The organism is Bacillus pretiosus (assembly GCF_051294775.1).
GTDB classification, from domain to species: Bacteria; Bacillota; Bacilli; order Bacillales; family Bacillaceae_G; genus Bacillus_A; species Bacillus_A wiedmannii.
Map to the genome: position 1 here is coordinate 1,035,064 of NZ_JBPPHF010000002.1, position 23,819 is coordinate 1,058,882.

20 protein-coding genes are annotated in these 23,819 nt (G+C 36.6%); all 20 read left to right on the top strand.

The genetic code is table 11. The features are described 5' to 3' along the window. The first annotated feature begins 93 nt into the window (after positions 1-93). Complete coding sequence (yfmF, locus tag ACSG5Z_RS13680) at positions 94-1,368, top strand: EF-P 5-aminopentanol modification-associated protein YfmF (protein ID WP_048545971.1); 1,275 nt, start codon at positions 94-96, stop codon at positions 1,366-1,368. Continuing rightward, complete coding sequence (gene yfmH, locus ACSG5Z_RS13685; protein WP_048545969.1) at positions 1,369-2,655, top strand: EF-P 5-aminopentanol modification-associated protein YfmH; 1,287 nt, start codon at positions 1,369-1,371, stop codon at positions 2,653-2,655. 99 nt (positions 2,656-2,754) lie between these two features. Beyond that, on the top strand, positions 2,755-3,468 hold the full coding sequence (gene ymfI, locus ACSG5Z_RS13690; protein ID WP_435711552.1) for an elongation factor P 5-aminopentanone reductase: 714 nt from the start codon (positions 2,755-2,757) through the stop codon (positions 3,466-3,468). A 75-nt stretch (positions 3,469-3,543) separates the two neighbouring features. Continuing rightward, positions 3,544-3,792, top strand: coding sequence for a DUF3243 domain-containing protein (locus tag ACSG5Z_RS13695; protein ID WP_000114455.1), 249 nt, complete (start codon positions 3,544-3,546; stop codon positions 3,790-3,792). 139 nt (positions 3,793-3,931) lie between these two features. Next, positions 3,932-4,717, top strand: a complete 786-nt coding sequence (locus tag ACSG5Z_RS13700) for a DUF3388 domain-containing protein (RefSeq protein ID WP_000574107.1) — start codon at positions 3,932-3,934, stop codon at positions 4,715-4,717. Between the two features lie 21 nt (positions 4,718-4,738). After that, positions 4,739-5,650 carry a helix-turn-helix domain-containing protein gene (locus ACSG5Z_RS13705; protein ID WP_000137490.1) on the top strand — a complete coding sequence of 304 codons (912 nt, stop codon included), beginning with the start codon at positions 4,739-4,741 and terminating at the stop codon, positions 5,648-5,650. A 63-nt stretch (positions 5,651-5,713) separates the two neighbouring features. After that, a complete protein-coding gene (gene pgsA, locus ACSG5Z_RS13710; RefSeq protein WP_046956497.1) occupies positions 5,714-6,292 on the top strand; it encodes a CDP-diacylglycerol--glycerol-3-phosphate 3-phosphatidyltransferase in 579 nt (192 codons plus the stop codon). A 20-nt stretch (positions 6,293-6,312) separates the two neighbouring features. Further along, positions 6,313-7,551 (top strand): competence/damage-inducible protein CinA, encoded by a 1,239-nt coding sequence (gene cinA, locus ACSG5Z_RS13715; protein ID WP_087985039.1) that lies wholly within the window; start codon positions 6,313-6,315, stop codon positions 7,549-7,551. 142 nt (positions 7,552-7,693) lie between these two features. Further along, positions 7,694-8,725 (top strand): recombinase RecA, encoded by a 1,032-nt coding sequence (recA, locus tag ACSG5Z_RS13720; protein WP_075312643.1) that lies wholly within the window; start codon positions 7,694-7,696, stop codon positions 8,723-8,725. Positions 8,726-9,206: 481 nt separating this feature from the next. After that, positions 9,207-10,769, top strand: a complete 1,563-nt coding sequence (rny, locus tag ACSG5Z_RS13725) for a ribonuclease Y (RefSeq protein ID WP_048545962.1) — start codon at positions 9,207-9,209, stop codon at positions 10,767-10,769. A gap of 154 nt (positions 10,770-10,923) precedes the next feature. Then, complete coding sequence (gene ymdB, locus ACSG5Z_RS13730; protein WP_001221093.1) at positions 10,924-11,718, top strand: 2',3'-cyclic-nucleotide 2'-phosphodiesterase; 795 nt, start codon at positions 10,924-10,926, stop codon at positions 11,716-11,718. 149 nt (positions 11,719-11,867) lie between these two features. Beyond that, positions 11,868-12,128 carry a stage V sporulation protein SpoVS gene (gene spoVS / locus ACSG5Z_RS13735; RefSeq protein WP_000404341.1) on the top strand — a complete coding sequence of 87 codons (261 nt, stop codon included), beginning with the start codon at positions 11,868-11,870 and terminating at the stop codon, positions 12,126-12,128. 58 nt (positions 12,129-12,186) lie between these two features. Next, positions 12,187-13,110: a dipeptidase gene (locus ACSG5Z_RS13740; RefSeq protein ID WP_435711556.1), complete on the top strand. Its 924-nt coding sequence runs from the start codon at positions 12,187-12,189 to the stop codon at positions 13,108-13,110. Between the two features lie 227 nt (positions 13,111-13,337). Next, positions 13,338-15,095, top strand: coding sequence for a 2-oxoacid:acceptor oxidoreductase subunit alpha (locus ACSG5Z_RS13745; RefSeq protein WP_048545957.1), 1,758 nt, complete (start codon positions 13,338-13,340; stop codon positions 15,093-15,095). Then, on the top strand, positions 15,082-15,948 hold the full coding sequence (locus ACSG5Z_RS13750) for a 2-oxoacid:ferredoxin oxidoreductase subunit beta (RefSeq protein WP_000190158.1): 867 nt from the start codon (positions 15,082-15,084) through the stop codon (positions 15,946-15,948). Before ACSG5Z_RS13745 ends, ACSG5Z_RS13750 begins: the two co-directional genes overlap by 14 nt. A gap of 428 nt (positions 15,949-16,376) precedes the next feature. Next, the gene (gene miaB, locus ACSG5Z_RS13755; RefSeq protein WP_435711558.1) at positions 16,377-17,906 is read left to right on the top strand and encodes a tRNA (N6-isopentenyl adenosine(37)-C2)-methylthiotransferase MiaB; all 1,530 of its coding nucleotides are present in this window, start codon (positions 16,377-16,379) and stop codon (positions 17,904-17,906) included. Positions 17,907-17,909: 3 nt separating this feature from the next. Further along, a complete protein-coding gene (locus tag ACSG5Z_RS13760) occupies positions 17,910-18,341 on the top strand; it encodes a YlbF/YmcA family competence regulator (protein ID WP_000649386.1) in 432 nt (143 codons plus the stop codon). Positions 18,342-18,466: 125 nt separating this feature from the next. Continuing rightward, positions 18,467-19,009, top strand: coding sequence for an outer spore coat protein CotE (gene cotE / locus ACSG5Z_RS13765; RefSeq protein WP_001288802.1), 543 nt, complete (start codon positions 18,467-18,469; stop codon positions 19,007-19,009). 181 nt (positions 19,010-19,190) lie between these two features. Next, a complete protein-coding gene (mutS, locus tag ACSG5Z_RS13770) occupies positions 19,191-21,863 on the top strand; it encodes a DNA mismatch repair protein MutS (RefSeq protein ID WP_435711561.1) in 2,673 nt (890 codons plus the stop codon). Positions 21,864-21,871: 8 nt separating this feature from the next. Further along, positions 21,872-23,815: a DNA mismatch repair endonuclease MutL gene (gene mutL / locus ACSG5Z_RS13775; protein ID WP_087985033.1), complete on the top strand. Its 1,944-nt coding sequence runs from the start codon at positions 21,872-21,874 to the stop codon at positions 23,813-23,815. Positions 23,816-23,819 lie beyond the last annotated feature (4 nt).

Genomic DNA, 23,819 nt, shown 5'->3' on the forward strand with positions numbered 1-23,819 from the left:
TGTAAGTATAGTGAGGAAGAAAAGTTGATTTTTCATTTCTAAAAACTGTATATTGAAGAGGAATATTCCTATATACGTAAAGGAGGGCTATAAATGAAACTAATGGAACAACAGTTACATGAGTTAGGTGGTTTGCGAGTACATATTATTCCGACTGATAAATATAAAACAAATACTTTTGTATTTCGTTTTAAAGCACCTTTAAATGAGGAGACGGTGACAGAGCGTGCCCTATTGCCATACGTATTGCAAAGTGCGACAGAAAAGCTTCCTTCTGTAATTCGTCTTCGTCAATATTTAGAAGAATTATACGGATCTTCTTTGGCAGTAGATGTAAGTAAAAAAGGAGAAGACCATATTATCTCTATTTATGTAGACATTGCAAATGAAGTATATTTACATGATGCACCACCGCTATTTGAAAAAGCGCTTTCTATGTTATCGGATATCGTTTTACATCCAGCAACAGAGGGGAATGGTTTTTTACCTTCTATCGTAGAAAGTGAAAAGAGAGCGCTCTTGCAACGAATTGAAGCTACGTACGATGATAAAATGCGCTATGCAAACGAGCGTTTAATTGAAGAAATGTGCAAAGTAGAACCGTATCGTTTAAGTGCACATGGGAAAAAAGAGATTGTTTCTTCTATTACAAATGAAAGTTTGTATCAATATTATCAAAAAGTGTTAGCAGAAGATGAAATGGATCTATACATTATTGGTGATATTTCAGAAAACGCAGTGGATCTTGTAAGTAAGTATTTTTCTATTTCAGCGCGTCCTGCGAGAGAAAGAAATGTACTTCTTCATAAGAGAAATAATGAAGAAAAAGAAGTTGTTGAAAAACAAGAGTTAAAACAAAGTAAATTACACATTGGTTATCGTACGTTTATTACGTATAAAGACGAAGATTATTTTGCGCTACAATTGTTCAATGGATTGTTTGGAGGATTTTCTCATTCGAAGTTATTCGTTAACGTTCGTGAAAAAAATAGTTTAGCGTACTATGCGGCATCCCGCTTTGAAAGTCATAAAGGCTTATTGTTTGTCATGTCAGGGATCGAAGCGAAAAATTATGAAAAAGCTGTTGAGATTATTAAAGAACAAATGTTAGCGATGCAAAATGGTGATTTTTCTGAAGAAGAGATGCATCAAACGAAAAGTGTTATTCAAAATCAAATATTAGAGGCGATTGATACACCACGCGGATTTGTGGAGATGCTGTATCATGGTATTATTTCAGATCGTACGCGTCCGGTTGAAGAATGGCTTACAGGCATTGAAAGTGTGACGAAAGAAGAGATTGTGAAAGTTGCTAAAAATATTGAACTAGATACAATTTACTTTTTACAAGGAACGGAGGGAGAATAAATGGAGAAAATTGTTTATGAGCAATTAAAAGAGACACTCTATTATGAAAAACTTCCTAATGGATTAGATGTATATATTTTACCAAAGCAAGGATTTAATAAAACATTTGCAACGTTTACGACAAAATATGGTTCTATGGATAATACATTCGTACCACTAGGTAAAGAAGAAATGGTTCGTGTGCCTGATGGAATTGCTCATTTTCTTGAACATAAATTATTTGAAAAAGAAGATCACGATGCTTTCCAATTGTTTAGTAAACAAGGAGCATCAGCAAATGCTTTCACATCTTTCACAAGAACAGCTTACCTGTTTTCATGTACATCAAATGTAGAACAAAATTTAAATACATTGTTAAACTTCGTACAAGAGCCTTACTTCTCTGAAAAAACAGTTGAAAAAGAGAAGGGGATTATTGGGCAAGAAATTCAAATGTATCAAGATAATCCAGATTGGCGCTTATACTTTGGATTAATTGATAGCTTGTTTGTAAAGCACCCAATTAAAATTGATATTGCAGGGACAATCGAGTCTATTAGTAAAATTACGAAAGACTTATTATATGAATGTTATGAAACATTTTATCATCCGAGCAATATGTTATTGTTCGTTGTGGGGGCAATTGATCCAGAGAAAACAATGGATTTAGTACGTGAAAATCAAGCGAAAAAAGATTATAAAAACCAGCCAGAAATTGTACGTTCATTTGAAGAAGAACCAGATGAGGTAAATGAAAAGAAGAAAATTATTTCCATGCCTGTACAAACACCGAAATGCTTAGTTGGTATTAAAGCGACAAATTTAAAAGAAAAAGGGAAAGCCCTTTTAAAACAAGAAATTGCGCTTACGTTACTTTTAGATTATTTATTTGGGAAAAGCTCCGTTCATTACGAATCTTTATATAATGAAGGTCTTATTGATGATTCGTTCTCGTATGATTATACGGAAGAGAATAACTTCGGTTTTGCAATGGTTGGCGGCGATACGAAGCAACCTGATGAGCTGGAAGAGCGTTTGAAAAGCATTTTACTAAATACAAATTATGATCAATTAGATGAGGTGGCATTAGAACGAGTAAAGAAAAAGAAAATAGGTGGCTTTTTACGCTCGTTGAATTCGCCGGAATATATTGCAAATCAATTTACACGATATGCGTTTAATGAATCTAGTCTGTTTGAGGCATTGACTGTATTAGAAAGTTTAACTGTTCAAGATTTACAAGAAGTAGCCAAATTATTATTATCAGAAGAGAAAATGAGTGTTTGTCAAGTTTTACCGAAAAAATAAAAGATTTCATAATAATACCCTCATCTTATCATTGATAAATTGTAAGATGAGGGTATTATTTATAGGAGAAAGATTTTGTTGAGATAAGAGAGGAATTGTATGAAAAAGTATGCATTAGTAACTGGAGGAAGCGGAGGGATTGGCTCTGCTATTTCAAAACAATTATTTCAAGATGGATATACAGTATATGTTCATTATAATAACGGTGAAGAGAAAGTGAACGAGTTGCAGAAAGAATGGGGTGAAGTGATTCCTGTTCAAGCGAATTTAGCTTCTACTGATGGGGCAGAGCAGTTGTGGGAACAAATTGAACATCCTCTTGATGTTATCGTATATGCAGCTGGGAAGAGTATCTTTGGACTCGTAACAGATGTAACGAACGATGAATTGAATTATATGATAGAACTTCAAGTGAAGAGTATCTATAAATTATTATCAAGGGCGCTGCCATCGATGATTCAGCGGAGAAGTGGTAATATTGTACTTGTTTCTTCTATATGGGGCCAAATCGGCGCATCATGTGAAGTGCTTTACTCGATGGTAAAAGGTGCACAAAATTCATATGTGAAAGCTTTAGCGAAAGAAGTTTCATTAAGTGGATTAAGGGTTAACGCGGTGGCGCCAGGTGCAATTGAAACGGAAATGTTACAAGTATTTTCAGAAGAGGATAAGAATGAAATTGCTGAAGAGATCCCATTAGGCAGGTTGGGACTACCAGAAGAGGTAGCGAAAACAGTGTCATTCCTCGTATCACCAGGAGCATCTTACATAACTGGACAAATTATCGGAGTAAATGGTGGTTGGCATTGCTAAAAATTTCTTACATAAAAAATGAAAAACTGTACAAATTAAGCATGATTCTATTACTAAGTAGTGAGGTGCTTACACATGTCAGTTTTAGATAATTTTGATCAATGGAAGAGCTTTTTAGGAGAACGTTTAGAACAGGCTTCAGGAAAAGGTCTTGATGGTGGTGCTGTATCAGATATGGCATTTCGTGTTGGAGATTATTTAGCAAATGAAGTAGAAGCGCGCAACGATCAAGAGAAATTATTGTCTGAGCTTTGGAAAGTTGCTGATGAACAAGAGCAACATACAATCGCAAACTTAATGGTGAAGTTTGTACAGCATAAGTAAAAAATAGAGAGGAGATTCTCCTCTCTATTTTTTTTGTATAATAATTGAACGGGATAGATTATACATTTAGCTTCCCTATTAAGGTGAAATCATATAATATAGTACGTAGGTGTAAAGTAAGCAAGGGGAGTGATCTTGGATGATTGAATGGTATTTTGAATATGAAATACATAAAAACCGACCTGGCTTGCTTGGTGACGTTTCTTCGTTAATCGGTATGCTCGGCATTAATATTGTCACAATTAATGGTGTAGATAATGCACGACGTGGATTACTCCTTATGTGTGATAATCAAGAGCAAATCTCTAGACTTGAATCAATTTTAAATACGATGGATAACATAACGGTAACGAAATATCGTCCGCCAAAGCTAAGAGATAAGCTAGCGGTTAGGCATGGTAGGTACATACAACGAGATGCAGATGATAAGAAGACATTTCGATTTGTACGTGATGAATTAGGGTTACTTGTAGACTTTATGGCTGAAATAATGAAAAAAGAAGGTCATAAACTAATCGGGATACGAGGAATGCCTCGTGTCGGAAAAACAGAATCCATTGTTGCCGCAAGTGTTTGTGCAAATAAAAGATGGTTATTTGTATCATCCACTCTTATTAAACAAACTGTTCGTAGTCAATTGATTGAAGATGAGTATAGCGACGACAATATTTTTATCTTAGATGGAATCGTGTCAACAAAGCGTGCTAACGAAAGGCATTGGCAGCTTGTTCGTGAAATTATGAGATTACCTGCAACGAAAGTTGTGGAACATCCTGACGTATTTGTGAGTCAGTCAGAATACACATTGGATGATTTTGATTATATTATCGAGTTGCGTAACGATTATGATGAAGAAATTCAATATAATTTAGTAGATGAAATTGAGCAAGGTACGCAAAATAATTTCTCTATGTTTGACTTTTAAAGAAATATTGAGGTGTTAGTAGTGACAGAATTAGGACAAAAGCTGAAAGAAGCAAGAGGTACGAAGGGCTTGTCTATGGATCAGCTGCATGAGATTACAAAAATTCAAAAACGCCATTTAGTAGCGATTGAGGAAGGCAATTATGATGTATTGCCCGGAGCTTTTTATGCGCGTGCATTCATTAAACAATACGCAGATGCGGTTGGGTTAAATGGAGAGGAACTGCTTGTAGAATATCAGAGTACGATACCACAATCTGAAAAACGCGACGTTCCACAAGTATCAACAGGACAGAAAACACAAGAAACAATGCAAAAATCTTCATCATGGCCAATTGCAGATCATATGCCGAAAGTTTTAGTTGCGCTATTAGTAATTGCATTTGGAGTGGTAATTTGGTTTGTTTTCCAAGCGTTAACTGGAAAAGGTGATGAGAAAGTTCCGAATGCTCAAAGTGAGAAAATTGAAGTTAAAAAAGCAGAAAACTCTCCGTTAGATACGAAGAAAGATGAAGTGAAAGCGGAAGAGCCGAAAAAAGAGGAACCAAAGAAAGAAGAGCCAAAGAAAGAGGAACAACCAGCACAACCAACGGGACAAGAAGAAGTAAAAGTAGTTGGTACAACTGGTAAAGTATCTACTTTGGAAATTCATAACAATAAAACATTAGAACTGGAAATATCGGGTAAAGGTGCGAGTTATGTAGATGTTAAAGATGATGCGGGGAATGTGATTCTAAACGCTACAGTACAAGAGGGCCAAATAGAAAAACGTGATGTATCAACATTAAAAGAAGTGCGACTTAATATTGGGAATGCAACGAATGTTGAAGTTAAACTGAATGGCCAAGTGGTCGCTTATCCATTGGATCCAGAAAAAGAACTTCACCAAAGATTGGTGATAAAAAACCAAGGGATAGGGCAACCTGCACAATAATAGTCATCGCCTCGATGACTTTTTTCAATGAACAAATGTTTTTGATATGATGGAGGAATAGCTGTGAATTTACCAAATAAAATTACAATATCTAGAATCTTCTTAATTCCAATTTTTATGGTAATTATGTTAGCGCCCTTTGATTGGGGTTCATACACAATTGGTGATGTTGATTTACCAATTCAACATTTAGTAGGGGCACTTATCTTTATTATTGCTTCGGCTACAGATTGGATTGATGGACATTACGCAAGAAAGTATAATCTTGTAACGAATTTAGGGAAGTTTCTTGACCCGTTAGCTGATAAATTACTTGTTTCAGCAGCGCTTATTACATTAGTTGAGATGCAATACGTACCTGCTTGGATCGTTATTGTAATTATCAGCCGTGAGTTTGCAGTAACTGGTTTACGCCTTGTACTTGCTGGAACAGGAGAAGTAGTGGCAGCAAATCAGTTAGGGAAAATTAAGACGTGGACACAAATTATTGCAATTGCGGCGTATTTATTACACGATGTACCTTTAAATTTAATCCATATCCCAGTTGCTGATATTTTCATATGGATTGCATTAATCTTTACTGTTATTTCAGGGTGGGATTATTTCTGGAAAAATAGAGCTGCTTTTGTAAACTCAAAATAGAAGTTTATGGGGGAATTGGGATGAATGCTGAAATTATTGCGGTTGGAACTGAATTATTACTTGGACAAATTGCAAATACAAATGCCCAGTTTTTATCTGAAAAGTTAGCTTCAATCGGAATTAATGTGTACTACCATACTGTAGTTGGAGATAATAACAAGCGATTACAGCAGGCGATTGAAGTTGCGGAAGAACGTGCTGACATACTTATTTTCACAGGTGGATTAGGCCCGACAAAAGATGATTTGACGAAAGAAACGATATCTTCTAGGTTGGGTGAAGAGCTTGTATATGATGAAAAGGCATTAGCATCGATAAGCGAGTACTTTAAGCGTACAGGTCGCGAGTTCACAGAGAATAATAAAAAGCAAGCGCTCGTTTTGAATGGAGCAACTGTATTTGCGAATGATCACGGCATGGCACCTGGTATGGGGCTAAATAAGAACAGGAAAGTTTATATTTTATTACCAGGACCACCGAAAGAGATGAAGCCGATGTATATAAGTTATGTAGAGCCTTTTTTACGTAACTTTACAACAGGAGAAAACATTTATTCTCGTGTGCTGCGCTTTTTCGGGATTGGGGAATCTCAATTAGAAGTGAAAGTTCAAGATTTAATTGATGGACAAACGAACCCGACAATCGCCCCCCTTGCGAATGATGGAGAAGTGACACTACGTTTAACTGCCAAACATCAAAATGCTGATGAAGCTGCGAAACGCATTCAGCATATGGAAGATTTGATTTTAGAAAGAGTAGGAAAATTTTTCTACGGGTATGATCAAGAGTTTCTGCATGATAAGGCGATAGAGTTATTGAAGAAAAAAGGATTAACTTTAGCGTGTGCAGAAAGTTTAAGCGGTGGTCTCTTCGGCAATCAAGTAACAGAAAGTGCTGGTGTGTCTTCAGTATTTAAAGGCGGTGTCATTTGTTATCATAATGATGTGAAGCAACATGTTTTACATGTACCTGCGGAAGTGTTGTCTACTGATGGTGCAGTTAGTAAAGAATGTGCTCGTTATCTTGCTGAAAATGTTAAGGGCTTATTAAAAGCGGATATCGGAATTAGTTTCACTGGGGTAGCAGGACCGGATGCTTCAGAACATAAAGAGCCGGGAACAGTATTCGTTGGATTGGCGATTAAGGATGAACCAACTGTAGTTTTTCCTCTTATTTTAAGTGGAAGTCGTCAACAAATTAGGGAACGTTCGGTGAAATATGGATTTTATCATTTATATAAAAAGCTAGAAGAGATATAAGTTTCTTCTAGCTTTTTTTATGGTTAAACTCATTTTTATTTAATGGAAAATAAAAAAATCGAATAAATGTTCGATTTTGTTGGCAAATTGAATTGAAAATAGGTATAATAAGATTAGCAATTGAGTTAAGGAGGAATTTTGAATGAGTGATCGTCAAGCGGCGTTAGATATGGCGTTAAAACAAATAGAGAAGCAATTCGGTAAAGGTTCAATTATGAAATTAGGAGAACAAGCGGAGCGTAGAGTTTCTACAATTTCAAGTGGTTCTTTAGCACTTGATGTGGCATTAGGGGTAGGCGGATACCCACGTGGCCGTATTATCGAAATTTATGGACCAGAAAGTTCAGGTAAAACAACAGTTTCATTACACGCAATCGCGGAAGTACAGCGTCAAGGTGGACAAGCAGCGTTTATTGATGCGGAGCATGCAATGGATCCTGTATATGCACAAAAATTAGGCGTTAACATAGATGAATTACTATTATCACAACCTGATACAGGGGAGCAAGGACTAGAAATCGCAGAAGCACTTGTACGAAGTGGCGCGGTTGATATTATCGTAATTGACTCTGTAGCAGCTCTTGTACCGAAAGCTGAGATTGAAGGAGACATGGGTGACTCACACGTAGGTCTACAAGCTCGTTTAATGTCTCAAGCACTTCGTAAGCTGTCAGGTGCAATCAATAAATCAAAAACAATTGCAATCTTTATTAACCAAATTCGTGAAAAAGTTGGGGTTATGTTCGGGAACCCAGAAACAACTCCAGGTGGTCGTGCGTTGAAATTCTATTCAACAGTTCGTCTTGAAGTGCGTCGTGCGGAGCAATTAAAGCAAGGTAACGACATCGTTGGTAATAAAACAAAAGTAAAAGTAGTTAAAAATAAAGTGGCACCACCATTCCGTGTTGCTGAAGTTGATATTATGTACGGAGAAGGTATTTCAAGAGAAGGTGAAATCTTAGATATGGCTTCTGAACTTGATATCGTTCAAAAGAGTGGTGCTTGGTACTCTTATAATGAAGAGCGTTTAGGGCAAGGTCGTGAAAATTCGAAGCAATTCTTAAAAGAGAATACGGATTTAAGAGAGGAAATTGCCTTCTTTGTTCGTGACCATCACGGAATTGGTGAAGACTCTGGTGCTGAAGAAACGGAAGATTCAAATCTTCAAGATTAAAAAATAAAAGACACGGTTCCGTGTCTTTTATTTTTAATTATTATGAAAGCGTTGTATATCGTTGGAGATAAAATATTTAATCTGCCTAAAAGGCTATGTATAAAGAGGGATATATGCATGTTTTGTATGCATAAACTGGAATTCACTAAGGTTTTCCAGGATAATATGCTGTCTTCTTTTTAAATTCATATATGAATTAGAGCTGAAGGTAAAGAAAGTAAAAGTAGACAACGCTTGACAATGAAAATTGCGATAGATACAATGAGAATGTATATTTTTTCTTATATACGAAACACTCTTCTCAAGAAGAGAAGTAATATTCGGAGTAAGACTTAAATCTTGCCGAAATAATAATATGACATTTTAATTGTGAAATGAAGAAAGTCCCTTAAAAAAGCGGGACGACGGTCTTTGCTGTATGTTGGTATTCAATGTACATGCCGACAGTCTTTTTTCATTCATAGCAAGGGGAGGTGAAATCATGAGTAGTACAGTTTGGATACTCATCTCCATTTTGCTTGCAACAGTCGGTGCAGTTGTTGGCTTTTTTGTTCGAAAGTCTATTGCTGAAGCGAAGATTAATGGTGCAGCTAACGAAGCGAAACGTATTCTAGACGAAGCGAATCGTGAGGCTGAAGCACTTAAGAAAGAAGCGCTTTTAGAAGCAAAGGATGAAATTCATACACTTCGTACAGAAGCTGAATTAGAAATTCGTGACCGTAGAAGCGAATTACAAAAACAAGAAAATCGTTTAATGCAAAAAGAAGAGAACCTTGATCGTAAAGACGAAACGCTCGATAAACGCGAGCGACAGTTAGAAAAGAAAGAGGAATCTCTTGTAGCGAGACAACAACAGATTGAAGAGTTGGAAAGCAAAGTGGGAGAGTTAGTTCAAAAGCAACAAACAGAATTAGAGCGCATTTCCAATCTGACACGCGAACAAGCGAAAGCAATTATTCTTGGTAAAGTAGAAAGTGAAGTTTCTCATGAAATTGCCGTAATGGTAAAAGAAAGTGAAGTTCGTGCGAAAGAAGAAGCGGATAAGAAAGCAAAAGAGATTTTATCTCTTGCAATGCAAAGATGTGCAGCTGATCATGTTGCTGAAACAACCGTTTCGGTTGTAAATCTTCCAAATGACGAAATGAAGGGACGTATTATCGGACGTGAAGGTCGAAATATTCGTACGTTAGAAACGTTAACAGGTATTGACCTAATTATCGATGATACACCAGAAGCGGTTATCCTTTCTGGATTCGACCCAATTCGTCGTGAAACAGCTCGTATCGCTCTTGATAAACTAGTACAGGACGGACGTATTCACCCAGCGCGTATTGAAGAGATGGTCGAAAAATCAAGACGTGAAGTGGACGAGTATATTCGCGAAGTCGGAGAGCAAACAACGTTTGAAGTGGGTGTTCACGGATTACATCCAGATTTAATTAAGATTTTAGGTCGTTTAAAATACCGTACAAGTTACGGACAAAACGTCTTAAAACACTCTATGGAAGTTGCATATTTAACTGGACTTATGGCAGCGGAGCTTGGTGAGGATGAAAAACTAGCAAGACGTGCTGGTCTATTACATGATATCGGTAAAGCAATTGATCATGAAGTAGAAGGTAGCCACGTTGAAATTGGTGTAGAACTCGCAACGAAGTATAAAGAGCATCCTGTAGTTATAAACAGTATTGCATCTCACCATGGGGACACAGAACCAACTTCTATCATTGCAGTTTTAGTTGCAGCAGCAGATGCATTATCAGCTGCAAGACCTGGAGCTCGTAGTGAAACACTTGAGAACTATATTCGTCGTCTTGAAAAGTTGGAAGAGATTTCAGAGTCTTATGAAGGCGTAGAAAAATCATTCGCAATTCAAGCAGGGCGAGAAGTTCGTATTCTGGTAAAACCAGATACAATTGATGATTTAGAAGCTCATCGTTTAGCTCGTGATATTCGAAAACGTATTGAGAATGAACTGGATTACCCAGGACATATTAAAGTAACTGTTATTCGTGAAACACGTGCAGTTGAATACGCAAAATAAAGTGGTGAAATACCACTTTATTTTTTTGTGTTGGAATTGGTTAAAATAAAGGGAATTAGTATACAAGTGAAACAAACTTATAATAAATATATTGTAAGGAAATCACTTGAAGCTATAGTAATAAAAAATGTAGTACATAGGAAGGGTAAGACATATGAGAATATTATTTGTTGGGGATGTAGTAGGATCTCCTGGTAGAGGTATGATTCAACAATACGTACCGGCATTAAAGAAGAAATATACACCTACAGTAACCATTATTAATGGAGAAAATGCAGCAGGTGGACGTGGAATTACGGAAAAAATATATCGAAACTTTTTAGAATGCGGGGCACAAGCGGTTACACTTGGAAACCACGCTTGGGATAACCGTGAAGTATTTGAATTTATTGATGACGCAAAATATCTTGCAAGACCAGCTAACTTCCCAGAAGGAACTCCAGGAAAAGGACTTATCTTTGTGAACTGCAATGGAACAGAAGTGGCAGTTATTAACTTACAAGGACGTACATTCCTCCCTCCAATTGATTGTCCATTCCGTAAAGTGGATGAATTAATTAACATTGCAAAAAAACGTACGAATATTATCTTTATTGATTTTCATGCGGAAACTACAAGTGAAAAACAAGCGTTAGGTTGGTATGTAGATGGTCGTGCTACAGCAGTAGTGGGTACACATACACATGTTCCTACAGCAGATAATCGTATTTTACCAAGCGGAACTGCATATATCACAGATGTTGGTATGACAGGTCCTTACGATGGGATTTTAGGTATGGATCGAGAAGCGGTATTGAAGAAGTTTTTAACAAACTTACCAGTACGATTTGAAGTGACAAGTGGTAGAACACAATTAAGTGCAGTGCTAGTTGATGTGGATCCTAATACAGGAAAAGCTAAGAAAATCCAGCGTATCTTAATTAATGATGATCAGCCATTTTTTGAGTAATTTCTGGGTAAGATTTAGAAAAGTTATTATTTTTTAATTTTTTAGAAAAATTACAGAAATTTAGCAGGAATACGCGTCATTCCTCGTGAATATAAGTTAAAGTGAAATAATTGCTAATACTTTTTATAGAAACGAGGAGGAAACGCGGAATGGAAATATTAAAAGTTAAAGCAACGTCGGTCCCTAATTCTGTAGCTGGTGCACTTGCAGGTGTTATTCGCGAACGCGGAACAGCAGAAATTCAAGCCATTGGTGCAGGTGCATTGAACCAAGCGGTAAAGGCAGTAGCAATTGCAAGAGGATTTGTAGCGCCTAGTGGTTTGGACCTGATTTGTATCCCAGCGTTTACGGATATTATGATTGATGGGGAAGAACGTACAGCAATAAAATTAATTGTAGAACCTCGTTAAGCTTAAACAACCTGTTTGCAGTATGCAAACAGGTTGTTTTTATAATGGAGGAATGAAAATGAAAATTTTTGATGCTCATTGTGATGTGCTTCTTCAGTTATGGAGTGCACAAGGGAAAAAGAATTTTAAACATGATCCGCAATTACATATTACATTTGAACAATTAAAGAGAAGAAAAGGAAGTATACAATGTTTTGCTATATATGTGCCAGAAACAGTGCTATATGAAAACCGATTTGAAGTAGCATTACAAATGGTAGATATTTTTTATAATGAAATTTTATCCCTACCAGGTGTGAAGTTTATTCAGACAAAAGATGATATTAACATGTTAAAACAGGACGAGATTGGAGCGATATTAACACTAGAAGGATGCGAAGCAATTGGAAGAGATGCAATGAAATTACGGTTGTTGTATCGCCTAGGAGTACGTTCTTTTGGACTAACATGGAATTATGCCAATCTATTAGCTGATGGTGCGCTAGAGACACGTGGGGCAGGTTTAACGACTTTCGGTAAAGAAGTTGTACAAGAACTTAATACGTTACATGCATGGACTGATGTGTCTCATCTAAATGAAAGAAGTTTTTGGGATGTTGTAGAAAGTGCAAAAAATCCTATTGCTTCCCACTCAAACTGTATGAAACTTTGTCAGCATCCACGTAATTTAAACGATGAACAACTTAAAGCTCTTATAAAGCGAAATGGCATGATAGGTGTCACTTTTGTACCGCAGTTTCTAACAAATGAAAAACAAGCGAATATAGCAGATATAGTAAGACATATCGAATATATTTGTTCATTAGGTGGAGAGAACAATATAGGATTTGGTTCAGATTTTGATGGGATTTTAGAAACGGTTGTAAATGTATCAGCGTATCGAGATTATGAAAATGTAATGAATGAGCTTTGTAAACACTATGCTGCATCTACTGTAGAGCGATTTTTATATGATAATTTTGTTGAACATATAAGTTTTTGAGATTTTCGTTTTAAAAATCCAGAAAAATTAGAATTAATTCATTTGATATTATTGCTTTTTTTAAGACCTAATACTAGAATGAAAAACAAAATAGCTTTATACTAAAGATTCAGGGAAATCAGAAGAGGCATAATTTGCGTCCGTTGTAGTTTATTTGTATAAAAAATGCTAAACTATTACTGTAAAAAAATACACTACAATGAATGCAGCCAAAAGGGGTGTAGGAGATGATTAGTCAACTTTCATGGAAAGTTGGAGGCCAACAAGGTGAAGGAATTGAAAGTACAGGAGAAATCTTCTGTATTGCATTAAACCGATTAGGATATTACCTATACGGTTACCGCCACTTCTCATCACGTATTAAAGGCGGCCATACAAATAATAAAATTCGTGTAAGTACAACAGAAGTACGCGCGATCTCAGATGATTTAGATATTTTAATTGCTTTTGATCAAGAAACAATTGATTTTAACTTCCACGAACTACGTCCAGGTGGAATTGTAGTTGCGGATGCGAAATTTAATCCAACAATACCTGATAATACAGATGTAAATCTATATGTGATACCGTTTACAGATATTGCTTCAGAATTAGGTACATCATTAATGAAAAACATGGTTGCTGTTGGGGCATCAAGTGCGGTATTAGGATTAGATGAAACAGCTTATTTAAATGTTGTTGAAGAGATCTTTGGTCGTAAAGGAGAGCAAGTCGTTCAAAAGAATATGGACGCAATTAAACGTGGCTCTCAATATATGAAAGAGTTGCTAGGTGAGAAAGTTAACATGATGCAGCTTGAAAAAGCTGATGGTAAGAAACGCATGTTTATGATTGGAAACGATGCAATCGCATTTGGTGCGGTAGCTGGTGGTGCTCGCTTTATGTCTGCATATCCAATTACACCTGCATCTGAAATTATGGAATACTTAATTAAAAAATTACCAAAAGTTGGCGGAACAGTAATCCAAACTGAGGATGAAATTGCAGCTTGTACAATGGCAATCGGTGCAAACTATGCTGGTGTTCGTACATTAACTGCATCTGCTGGTCCGGGGCTATCTTTAATGATGGAAGCGATTGGTTTAGCGGGGATTACAGAAACACCATTAGTAATTGTTGATACACAACGTGGTGGTCCAAGTACAGGATTACCAACGAAACAAGAGCAGTCGGATTTAATGGCGATGATTTACGGTACGCACGGTGAGATTCCAAAAATCGTAATGGCGCCAAGTACAGTTGAAGAAGCTTTCTATGATATTGTAGAAGCATTTAACCTAGCTGAAGAATATCAAGTACCTGTTATTTTCTTAACGGATTTACAGCTTTCTTTAGGAAAACAAACTGTAGAACCGCTTACGTTAGATAAAGTGGAAATTCGTCGCGGTAAGCTTGATTTAGAAGCGGAATTACCAGAACGTGAAAATAAAGCATACTTCAAGCGTTATGAAGTAACCGAAGATGGCGTTTCACCACGTGTTTTACCTGGTATGAAAAATGGTGTTCACCATGTTACAGGTGTAGAACATGATGAAACTGGTAAACCATCTGAATCAGCAATAAACCGTAAAGATCAAATGGACAAACGTTTCCGTAAAATGGAGAACTTGAAGTTTAACACCCCTGTCTATAAAAATGTTAAGCATAAAGAAGCGGACGTATTGCTTGTTGGGTTTAACTCAACTCGTGGTGCAATCGAAGAGGCAATGGAGCGCTTAGAACAAGAGGGTATGAAAGTAAACCATGCTCATGTACGTTTAGTTCACCCGTTCCCAACAGCTGAAATCGATCCACTTGTGAAAAATGCGAAGCGTGTTGTAGTGGTAGAAAACAACGCAACAGGTCAGCTTGCTAACATTATGAAAATGAATCTTGGTAACGGTGAGAAAATTTCTAGTCTTTTAAAATATGATGGGAACCCATTCTTGCCGAAAGAGATTTACAACGAATGCAAAAAAGGGGTTGTATTAAATGGCAACATTTAAGGACTTTCGTAACAGCGTAAAACCAAACTGGTGCCCAGGTTGCGGAGACTTCTCGGTGCAAGCTGCAATTCAACGTGCGGCAGCTAACGTTGGTTTAAATCCAGATGAACTTGCTGTTATCTCCGGTATCGGCTGTTCAGGTCGTATTTCAGGTTATATTAATTCATATGGTGTGCATAGTATTCATGGTCGTGCCCTTCCGATTGCACAAGGTGTGAAAATGGCAAATCGTGATTTAACAGTTATCGCATCAGGTGGTGACGGTGATGGATTTGCGATTGGTATGGGACATACAATCCATTCTATTCGTCGTAACATCGACATTACGTACATCGTAATGGATAACCAAATTTACGGATTAACAAAAGGGCAAACTTCACCGCGTAGTGAAGCTGGATTTAAAACGAAAAGCACACCACAAGGTTCAATTGAACCGTCACTAAATGTTATGGAAATGGCTTTAACAGCTGGTGCTACATTTGTGGCGCAAAGCTTTTCAAGTGATTTAAAAGAACTAACACAAATTATTGAAGCTGGTATTAACCATAAAGGATTTTCATTAATTAACGTATACAGCCCATGTGTTACTTACAATAAAGTAAATACTTACGATTGGTTTAAAGAGAATTTAACAAAACTAAGTACAGTAGAGGGATATGATCCATCTAATCGCATGATGGCTATGCAAACGTTAATGGAAAATAACGGATTAGTAACAGGTTTAATATATCAAAATACAGCGCAACCTTCATACCAAGAACTTGTAAAAGGCTATAGTGAGAAGCCTTTAGTGCAAGCTGATTTAAATATGGATCAGAAAATGTTTGATGAACTCGTAGCTGAATTTATGTAATGCAAGAAGAGGAGGTTGCCATTTGGTAACCTTTTTTATGAGTAAAAAATATAGGATAGTCTTATTTACTTAGAAAATTCAGAATGGTAAAATAATATATAAATCGTTGTATGAAAATGGCGAGTTCATTGCTGATGAAATGTAAGATCAGACAGAGCCTCTTTCTTGTTAAAATTGGCGCAACGCTTCATACTATGGTAATGTTTATAGGGATAAAGCAATATGCTTTTGGATAGGACAAAAAGAAGTATGAAAAGGGAATGTCTATTTGTGTGGGGAAGACTTCATTCTTATGAATGATTAGATTGATTACTCAAGTTTCAAAGGACAAGTTATCTCTCAAGCTATCTAACCATTTTTGAGGTGAGTCAAAGCGCATTAAAATGGACTATAGAGTGTGTATAGTTAAGGGTGAAAGGAGATTACCAATGAACGAGCAACAACGATTAGCAAGTCGACAAGCAAATTCCTCTACGAAAAAAGAAGAGAAAGATTATAGTAAATACTTTGAAAGTGTATACCAACCACCTTCCTTAAAAGACGCGAAAAAACGAGGAAAAGAAGAAGTTAAAATTGAACGGGATTTTGGCTTATCTGAAGAATTTCGCAATTTTGGTACAGGAAGAAAGTTCTATATTCGTACATATGGTTGTCAAATGAATGAGCATGATACGGAAGTAATGGCGGGTATTTTCACCGCACTTGGATATGAGCCAACCTTTTCAACTGAAGATGCAGATGTAGTTTTATTAAATACTTGTGCAATTCGTGAAAATGCTGAAAATAAAGTTTTCGGTGAACTAGGTCATTTAAAGTCATTAAAAAGAAGAAATCCGGACCTTTTAATTGGTGTATGTGGTTGTATGTCTCAAGAAGAATCTGTTGTAAATAAAATTATGCAAAAAAATCAGCATGTAGATATGGTGTTTGGAACGCATAATATTCATAGATTGCCGTATATTCTTAAAGATGCGATGTTCTCGAAGGAGACGGTAGTTGAAGTTTGGTCAAAAGAAGGGGATGTAATTGAAAACCTTCCGAAAGTACGCCGTGGTGATATTAAAGCTTGGGTAAATATTATGTATGGCTGTGATAAGTTCTGTACATATTGTATCGTGCCGTATACACGTGGAAAAGAGCGAAGCAGACGTCCAGAAGACATTATCCAAGAAATTCGTCATTTAGCTGCGAATGGTTATAAAGAAATTACATTACTTGGCCAGAACGTAAATGCATATGGTAAAGACTTTGAAGATTTTGAATACGGTCTTGGCGATTTAATGGACGAACTCCGTAAAGTTGATATTGCCCGTATTCGTTTTACAACGAGCCATCCACGTGATTTCGATGATCACTTAATTGAAGTGCTTGGAAAAGGTGGAAACTTAGTAGAACATATTCACTTACCAGTTCAATCTGGAAGCACAGATATGTTAAAAATTATGGCGCGCAAATATTCACGTGAGCATTATTTAGAACTTGTAAGAAAAATTAAAGAAGTAATTCCAAATGCAGTATTCACAACTGATATTATCGTTGGTTTCCCGAATGAAACAGATGAGCAATTTGAAGAAACGATGTCGTTATATCGTGAAGTAGGATTTGATACTGCCTTTACCTTTATTTATTCTCCGCGCGAAGGTACACCAGCTGCAAAAATGAAAGATAATGTACCGATGGAAGTGAAAAAAGAACGTCTTCAACGCTTAAATACACTAGTAAATACGTTGGCGATTGAAAAGAATAATCGTTACAAAGGTCAAATTGTAGAAGTGTTAGTTGATGGGGAAAGTAAAAATAATCCAGAAGTACTCGCAGGTTATACTCGTACGAATAAACTTGTAAACTTCGTCGCTTCAAAATCTTTAATTGGTCAGCTTGTGAAAGTAAAAGTAACGGAAGCAAAAACTTGGTCTCTTAACGGGGAATTAGTTGAAGAGCCGATTGAGGTGGAATAATAGATGAAAGCATATTCGAAAGATGAAATTGTTGAGCAAGCGAAAGAATTAGCAAAAATGATTTCTGAAACAGAAGAAGTTGATTTCTTTAAGAAAGCAGAGGCGCAAATTCATAAAAATGAAAATGTAAAGCGCGCAATTGATGAAATTAAAGCACTGCAAAAACAAGCAGTAAACTTGCAGCATTACGGGAAATGGGAAGCTTTGAAAAAAGTAGAAGCTGACATTGATGCATTGCAAGATAAGTTGGATAGTATCCCAGTTGTGCAAGAATTTAAATCTTCACAAACATATGTAAATGACTTACTGCAGCTAGTTGCAAGTACGATTTCTAACAACGTAACAGATGAAATATTAATTTCAACTAATGGCGATGTATTGAAGGGTGAAACGGGCGCAGCGGTAGAAAGTAAAAAAGGAAATTGTGGTTGTTAAAGAGATGTCGAATTGACATCTCTTTTTTTAATGGGTTAAACGTAAGTTCTTCTCGAAAAAAGAATGACACATTCCGCTATTGTCACGCATATGATTAAGTGAATAGTGATTGAGGAGGGTTACGAATGTCCGAATTTAGAGAGATTATTACAAAAGCAGTGGTTGGAAAAGGACGTAAGTATACAAAGTCAACGCATACATGTGAATCGAATAATGAGCCAACAAGTATTTTAGGGTGCTGGGTAATTAACCACTCGTACGAAGCAAGAAAGAATGGAAAGCATGTGGAAATTGAAGGTTTCTATGATGTGAACACTTGGTATTCATTTGATGGTAATACAAAGACAGAAGTTGTAACAGAACGTGTGAACTACACTGATGAAGTGAGTATTGGGTATCGTGATAAAAACTTTTCTGGTGATGATTTAGAAATTATTGCTCGTGTCATTCAGCCACCAAATTGTTTAGAAGCTCTTGTATCACCAAATGGTAATAAAATTGTTGTAACTGTAGAACGTGAATTTGTAACAGAAGTAGTTGGGGAAACGAAAATTTGTGTAAGTGTAAATCCTGAAGGTTGCGTAGAATCAGACGAGGATTTCCAAGTCGATGATGATGAGTTTGAAGAATTAGATCCGAACTTTATCGTCGATGCAGAAGAAGAGTAATAGAAAGCTAGGGAGAAGTTCTTCCTAGCTTTTTACTTTACATAAGTGATGCTTGAATGGACATGATTCCTTATGAAATGTGCTATAATGAGGAAAGACTCCTGAAATAGGAGATATGGATGTCCGTGAAGTGTGACATATATGAAAATTGATTACTATGTAAGAATTATGGAGGAAAAGTATGACTCAATATACCCCTATGATACAGCAATATTTAAAGATTAAGGCAGACTATCAAGATGCCTTTTTATTTTTCCGATTAGGTGATTTTTATGAAATGTTCTTTGAAGATGCGGTTAAAGCAGCTCATGAACTTGAAATTACATTAACGAGCCGAGATGGTGGTAGTAGTGATCGTATACCGATGTGCGGTGTACCACATCATGCAGCTAAAAATTATATTGAACAACTTGTTGAAAAAGGATATAAAGTAGCTGTTTGTGAGCAAGTGGAAGATCCAAAAACAGCTAAAGGTGTAGTACGCCGTGAAGTAGTACAACTAATTACGCCAGGAACGATGATGGAAGGGCGTACTATTGATGAGAAAGAAAATAACTTCTTAGCAGCATTAACACATTTTGAAGATGGATCGTATGCTTTAGCTTGTAATGATTTAACGACTGGACAAAATACAGTAACGTTGTTAACAGGTTCAGTAGAAGATATTTTATTAGAAGTGTATGCAACTGGTTCAAAAGAAATTGTTGTAGATTCTACATTTTCAAAAGATGAATTAAATAAATTAACTGCAACATTAAAAATGACGATTTCGTATGAAGATGCAACAACGATTCCGGAAGGGTTAGAACATCTTGTGAAAAACGTTTCGCAAGCAAAGTTAATTAAAGCAGTTGGACGTTTATTTAACTATGTAATAAGAACGCAAAAACGTTCGTTAGACCATTTACAACCAGTGGAAATTTATTATACGAATCAATTTATGAAAATTGATGTGCATTCAAAGCGAAATTTAGAGCTGACAGAAACACTCCGAACGAAAGAAAAAACAGGATCATTATTATGGCTATTAGATAAAACGAAAACAGCTATGGGTGGTCGTATGTTAAAACAGTGGATGGAACGTCCGCTGATCCAAAAAGAAAAAGTAGAAGAGCGTTTAGAAATGGTTGAAACATTTGTAAATGATTACTTCTTACGTGAAGATTTAAAAGAAAAATTAAAAGAAGTATATGATTTAGAACGTTTAGCAGGGAAAGTTGCATTTGGTAATGTGAATGCACGGGACTTATTACAGTTAAGACGATCTTTACTTCAAGTACCGGCTATTTTAGAAGCGATTAGTTTGTTAGATAATGCTTATGCAGCAAGGTTAATTCAAGGTGCGGATCCATGTGAGAGCTTAACTGAATTACTAGGAAGAAGTATTCAAGAAAACCCACCGCTTTCTATTAAAGATGGAGATATTATTAAAGACGGTTATAATGACAAGCTTGATCAATATCGTTACGTTAGTAAAAACGGGAAAACGTGGATCGCTGAGCTTGAAAAACGAGAGCGTGATATTACAGGAGTTAAATCGTTAAAAATCGGGTACAACCGTATTTTCGGCTACTACATTGAAGTGACGAAGGCGAATCTTGCAGCGCTTCCAGAAGGCCGCTATGAGCGTAAACAAACGCTTGCTAATGCGGAACGTTTCATTACAGATGAATTGAAAGAAAAAGAAACATTAATCTTAGAAGCAGAAGAGAAAATTGTACAATTAGAATACGATTTATTTACAGCGCTTCGTGAAGAAGTAAAAGTATTTATTCCGAAATTACAACATTTAGCGAAAGTAATTAGTGAATTAGACGTACTGCAAAGTTTCGCGACAGTTAGTGAAGAAGAACAGTTTGTAAAACCTGTTTTAACAACTAAGCGCGAAATCTTTATTAAAGATGGTCGTCATCCTGTCGTTGAAAAAGTATTGAACGGGAAATTGTATGTACCGAATGATTGTATTATGCCGGAGAAGATGGATGTCTTTTTAATTACAGGACCGAACATGTCTGGTAAAAGTACGTATATGAGACAATTAGCACTTGTAACTGTTATGTCACAGATTGGTTGTTTCGTACCAGCAACAGAAGCGGTATTACCTGTATTCGATCAAATTTTTACGAGAATTGGTGCAGCGGATGATTTAATTTCGGGTCAAAGTACATTTATGGTCGAAATGTTAGAAGCGAAAAATGCAATTGCAAATGCATCAGAAAGAAGTTTAATTTTATTCGATGAAATTGGACGCGGTACATCTACGTATGATGGTATGGCACTTGCACAAGCAATTATTGAACATATTCATGACCAAATTGGTGCGAAAACGTTATTCTCTACGCATTATCATGAATTGACGGTGCTAGAAGAAAGTTTAGGACAATTGAAGAATGTACACGTTTCAGCTATTGAAGAGAATGGAAAAGTAGTATTCCTTCATAAAATCCAAGATGGAGCAGCTGATAAAAGTTACGGAATTCACGTTGCGCAACTTGCGGAGCTTCCAGATAGCTTAATCGCTCGTGCGAAAGAAGTGTTAGCGCAACTAGAAGGACAAGAAGAAATTATTATTCCAAAGCGTACAGAAGTGAAAGTACAAGAAGTGGCTCCAGAACCAGCTGTTGTAAAAGAAGAACCAGCAGAAATACAAGAGACGAAAGTAGAGACTGAGGAAGAATCGCAATTATCATTCTTTGGTGGAGAACAGTCTTCGAAAAAACAAGACAAGTCAGTTCTAGATGCAAAAGAAACGGCAGTACTTGCGCAAATTAAAAAAATTGATTTACTTGATATGACACCTTTAGAGGCGATGAACGAACTGTATCGCTTGCAGAAAAAGTTAAAGAAAGGATGAGTAAGTAGATGGGGAAAATTCGCAAACTCGATGATCAACTCTCTAACTTAATTGCGGCAGGGGAAGTAGTAGAGCGCCCTGCCTCAGTCGTAAAAGAACTTGTGGAAAATTCTATCGATGCGAATAGTACATCTATTGAAATCCACTTAGAAGAAGCTGGTTTATCAAAAATTCGCATCATTGATAATGGGGATGGCATTGCAGAAGAAGATTGTATCGTCGCTTTTGAACGACATGCGACGAGCAAAATTAAAGATGAAAACGACCTGTTTCGCATTAGAACACTCGGTTTCCGCGGTGAGGCATTGCCGAGTATTGCCTCAGTTAGTGAATTAGAATTAATCACTAGCACAGGTGATGCGCCTGGTACACACCTTATGATTAAAGGTGGAGACATTATAAAGCAGGAGAAAACAGCGAGCCGAAAAGGAACAGATATTACAGTACAAAACTTATTCTTTAATACACCAGCGCGTCTTAAATATATGAAAACCATTCATACAGAGCTTGGGAATATTACAGATATCGTGTATCGTATTGCAATGTCACATCCAGAAGTATCATTAAAGCTGTTTCATAATGAAAAGAAATTGCTTCATACATCAGGAAATGGTGATGTAAGACAAGTACTTGCATCAATTTATAGCATTCAAGTTGCGAAGAAACTTGTTCCAATTGAAGCTGAATCTTTAGATTTTACAATTAAAGGCTATGTCACATTACCAGAAGTAACGAGAGCATCTCGAAATTATATGTCAACGATCGTAAATGGTCGTTACGTTCGAAATTTCGTATTAATGAAAGCCATTCAGCAAGGATACCATACATTACTGCCAGTCGGACGATATCCAATCGGCTTCTTATCGATTGAAATGGATCCAATGCTTGTTGACGTTAACGTACATCCAGCGAAATTAGAAGTTCGTTTTAGTAAAGAACAAGAATTACTAAAGCTTATCGAAGAAACATTGCAATCGGCATTCAAAAAAATACAGCTCATTCCAGATGCAGGTGTAACAACGAAGAAAAAAGAAAAAGATGAAAGTGTGCAAGAACAGTTCCAGTTTGAGCATGCGAAGCCGAAAGAGCCATCTATGCCAGACATTGTTTTACCGACTGGCATGGATGAAAAACAAGAAGAACAACTGGCTGTGAAACAGCCAGCACAACTGTGGCAACCGCCGAAACAAGAATGGCAACCACCACAGTCGCTCGTAAGGGAAGAACAAAGTTGGCAGCCATCTACTAAACCGATAATGCAAGAACCAATTCAAAAAGAGAAATCGTGGAACAGTAACGATGAAGACTTTGAATTAGAGGAATTGGAAGAAGAAGTTCAGGAAATAGAAGAGATTGAAATGAACGGTAATGACTTACCACCGCTTTATCCAATTGGACAAATGCACGGAACATATATTTTCGCTCAAAATGATAAAGGCTTATATATGATTGACCAACATGCCGCGCAGGAACGTATTAATTATGAATACTTCCGGGATAAGGTAGGAAGGGTAGCGCAAGAAGTACAAGAACTACTTGTACCATACCGTATTGACCTATCTCTTACTGAATTTTTACGTGTCGAAGAGCAACTAGAAGAACTGAAAAAAGTTGGACTATTCTTGGAGCAATTCGGCCATCAATCCTTTATCGTCCGCTCGCATCCAACGTGGTTCCCAAAAGGTCAAGAAACAGAAATTATCGACGAAATGATGGAACAAGTTGTCAAACTAAAAAAAGTGGATATTAAAAAGTTACGTGAAGAAGCAGCCATCATGATGAGCTGTAAAGCATCCATTAAAGCAAATCAATATTTAACGAACGATCAAATATTTGCTTTACTGGAAGAACTACGTACAACAACAAACCCATATACATGCCCGCACGGAAGACCAATTCTTGTGCATCATTCTACTTATGAGTTGGAGAAGATGTTTAAGAGGGTTATGTAGGGAT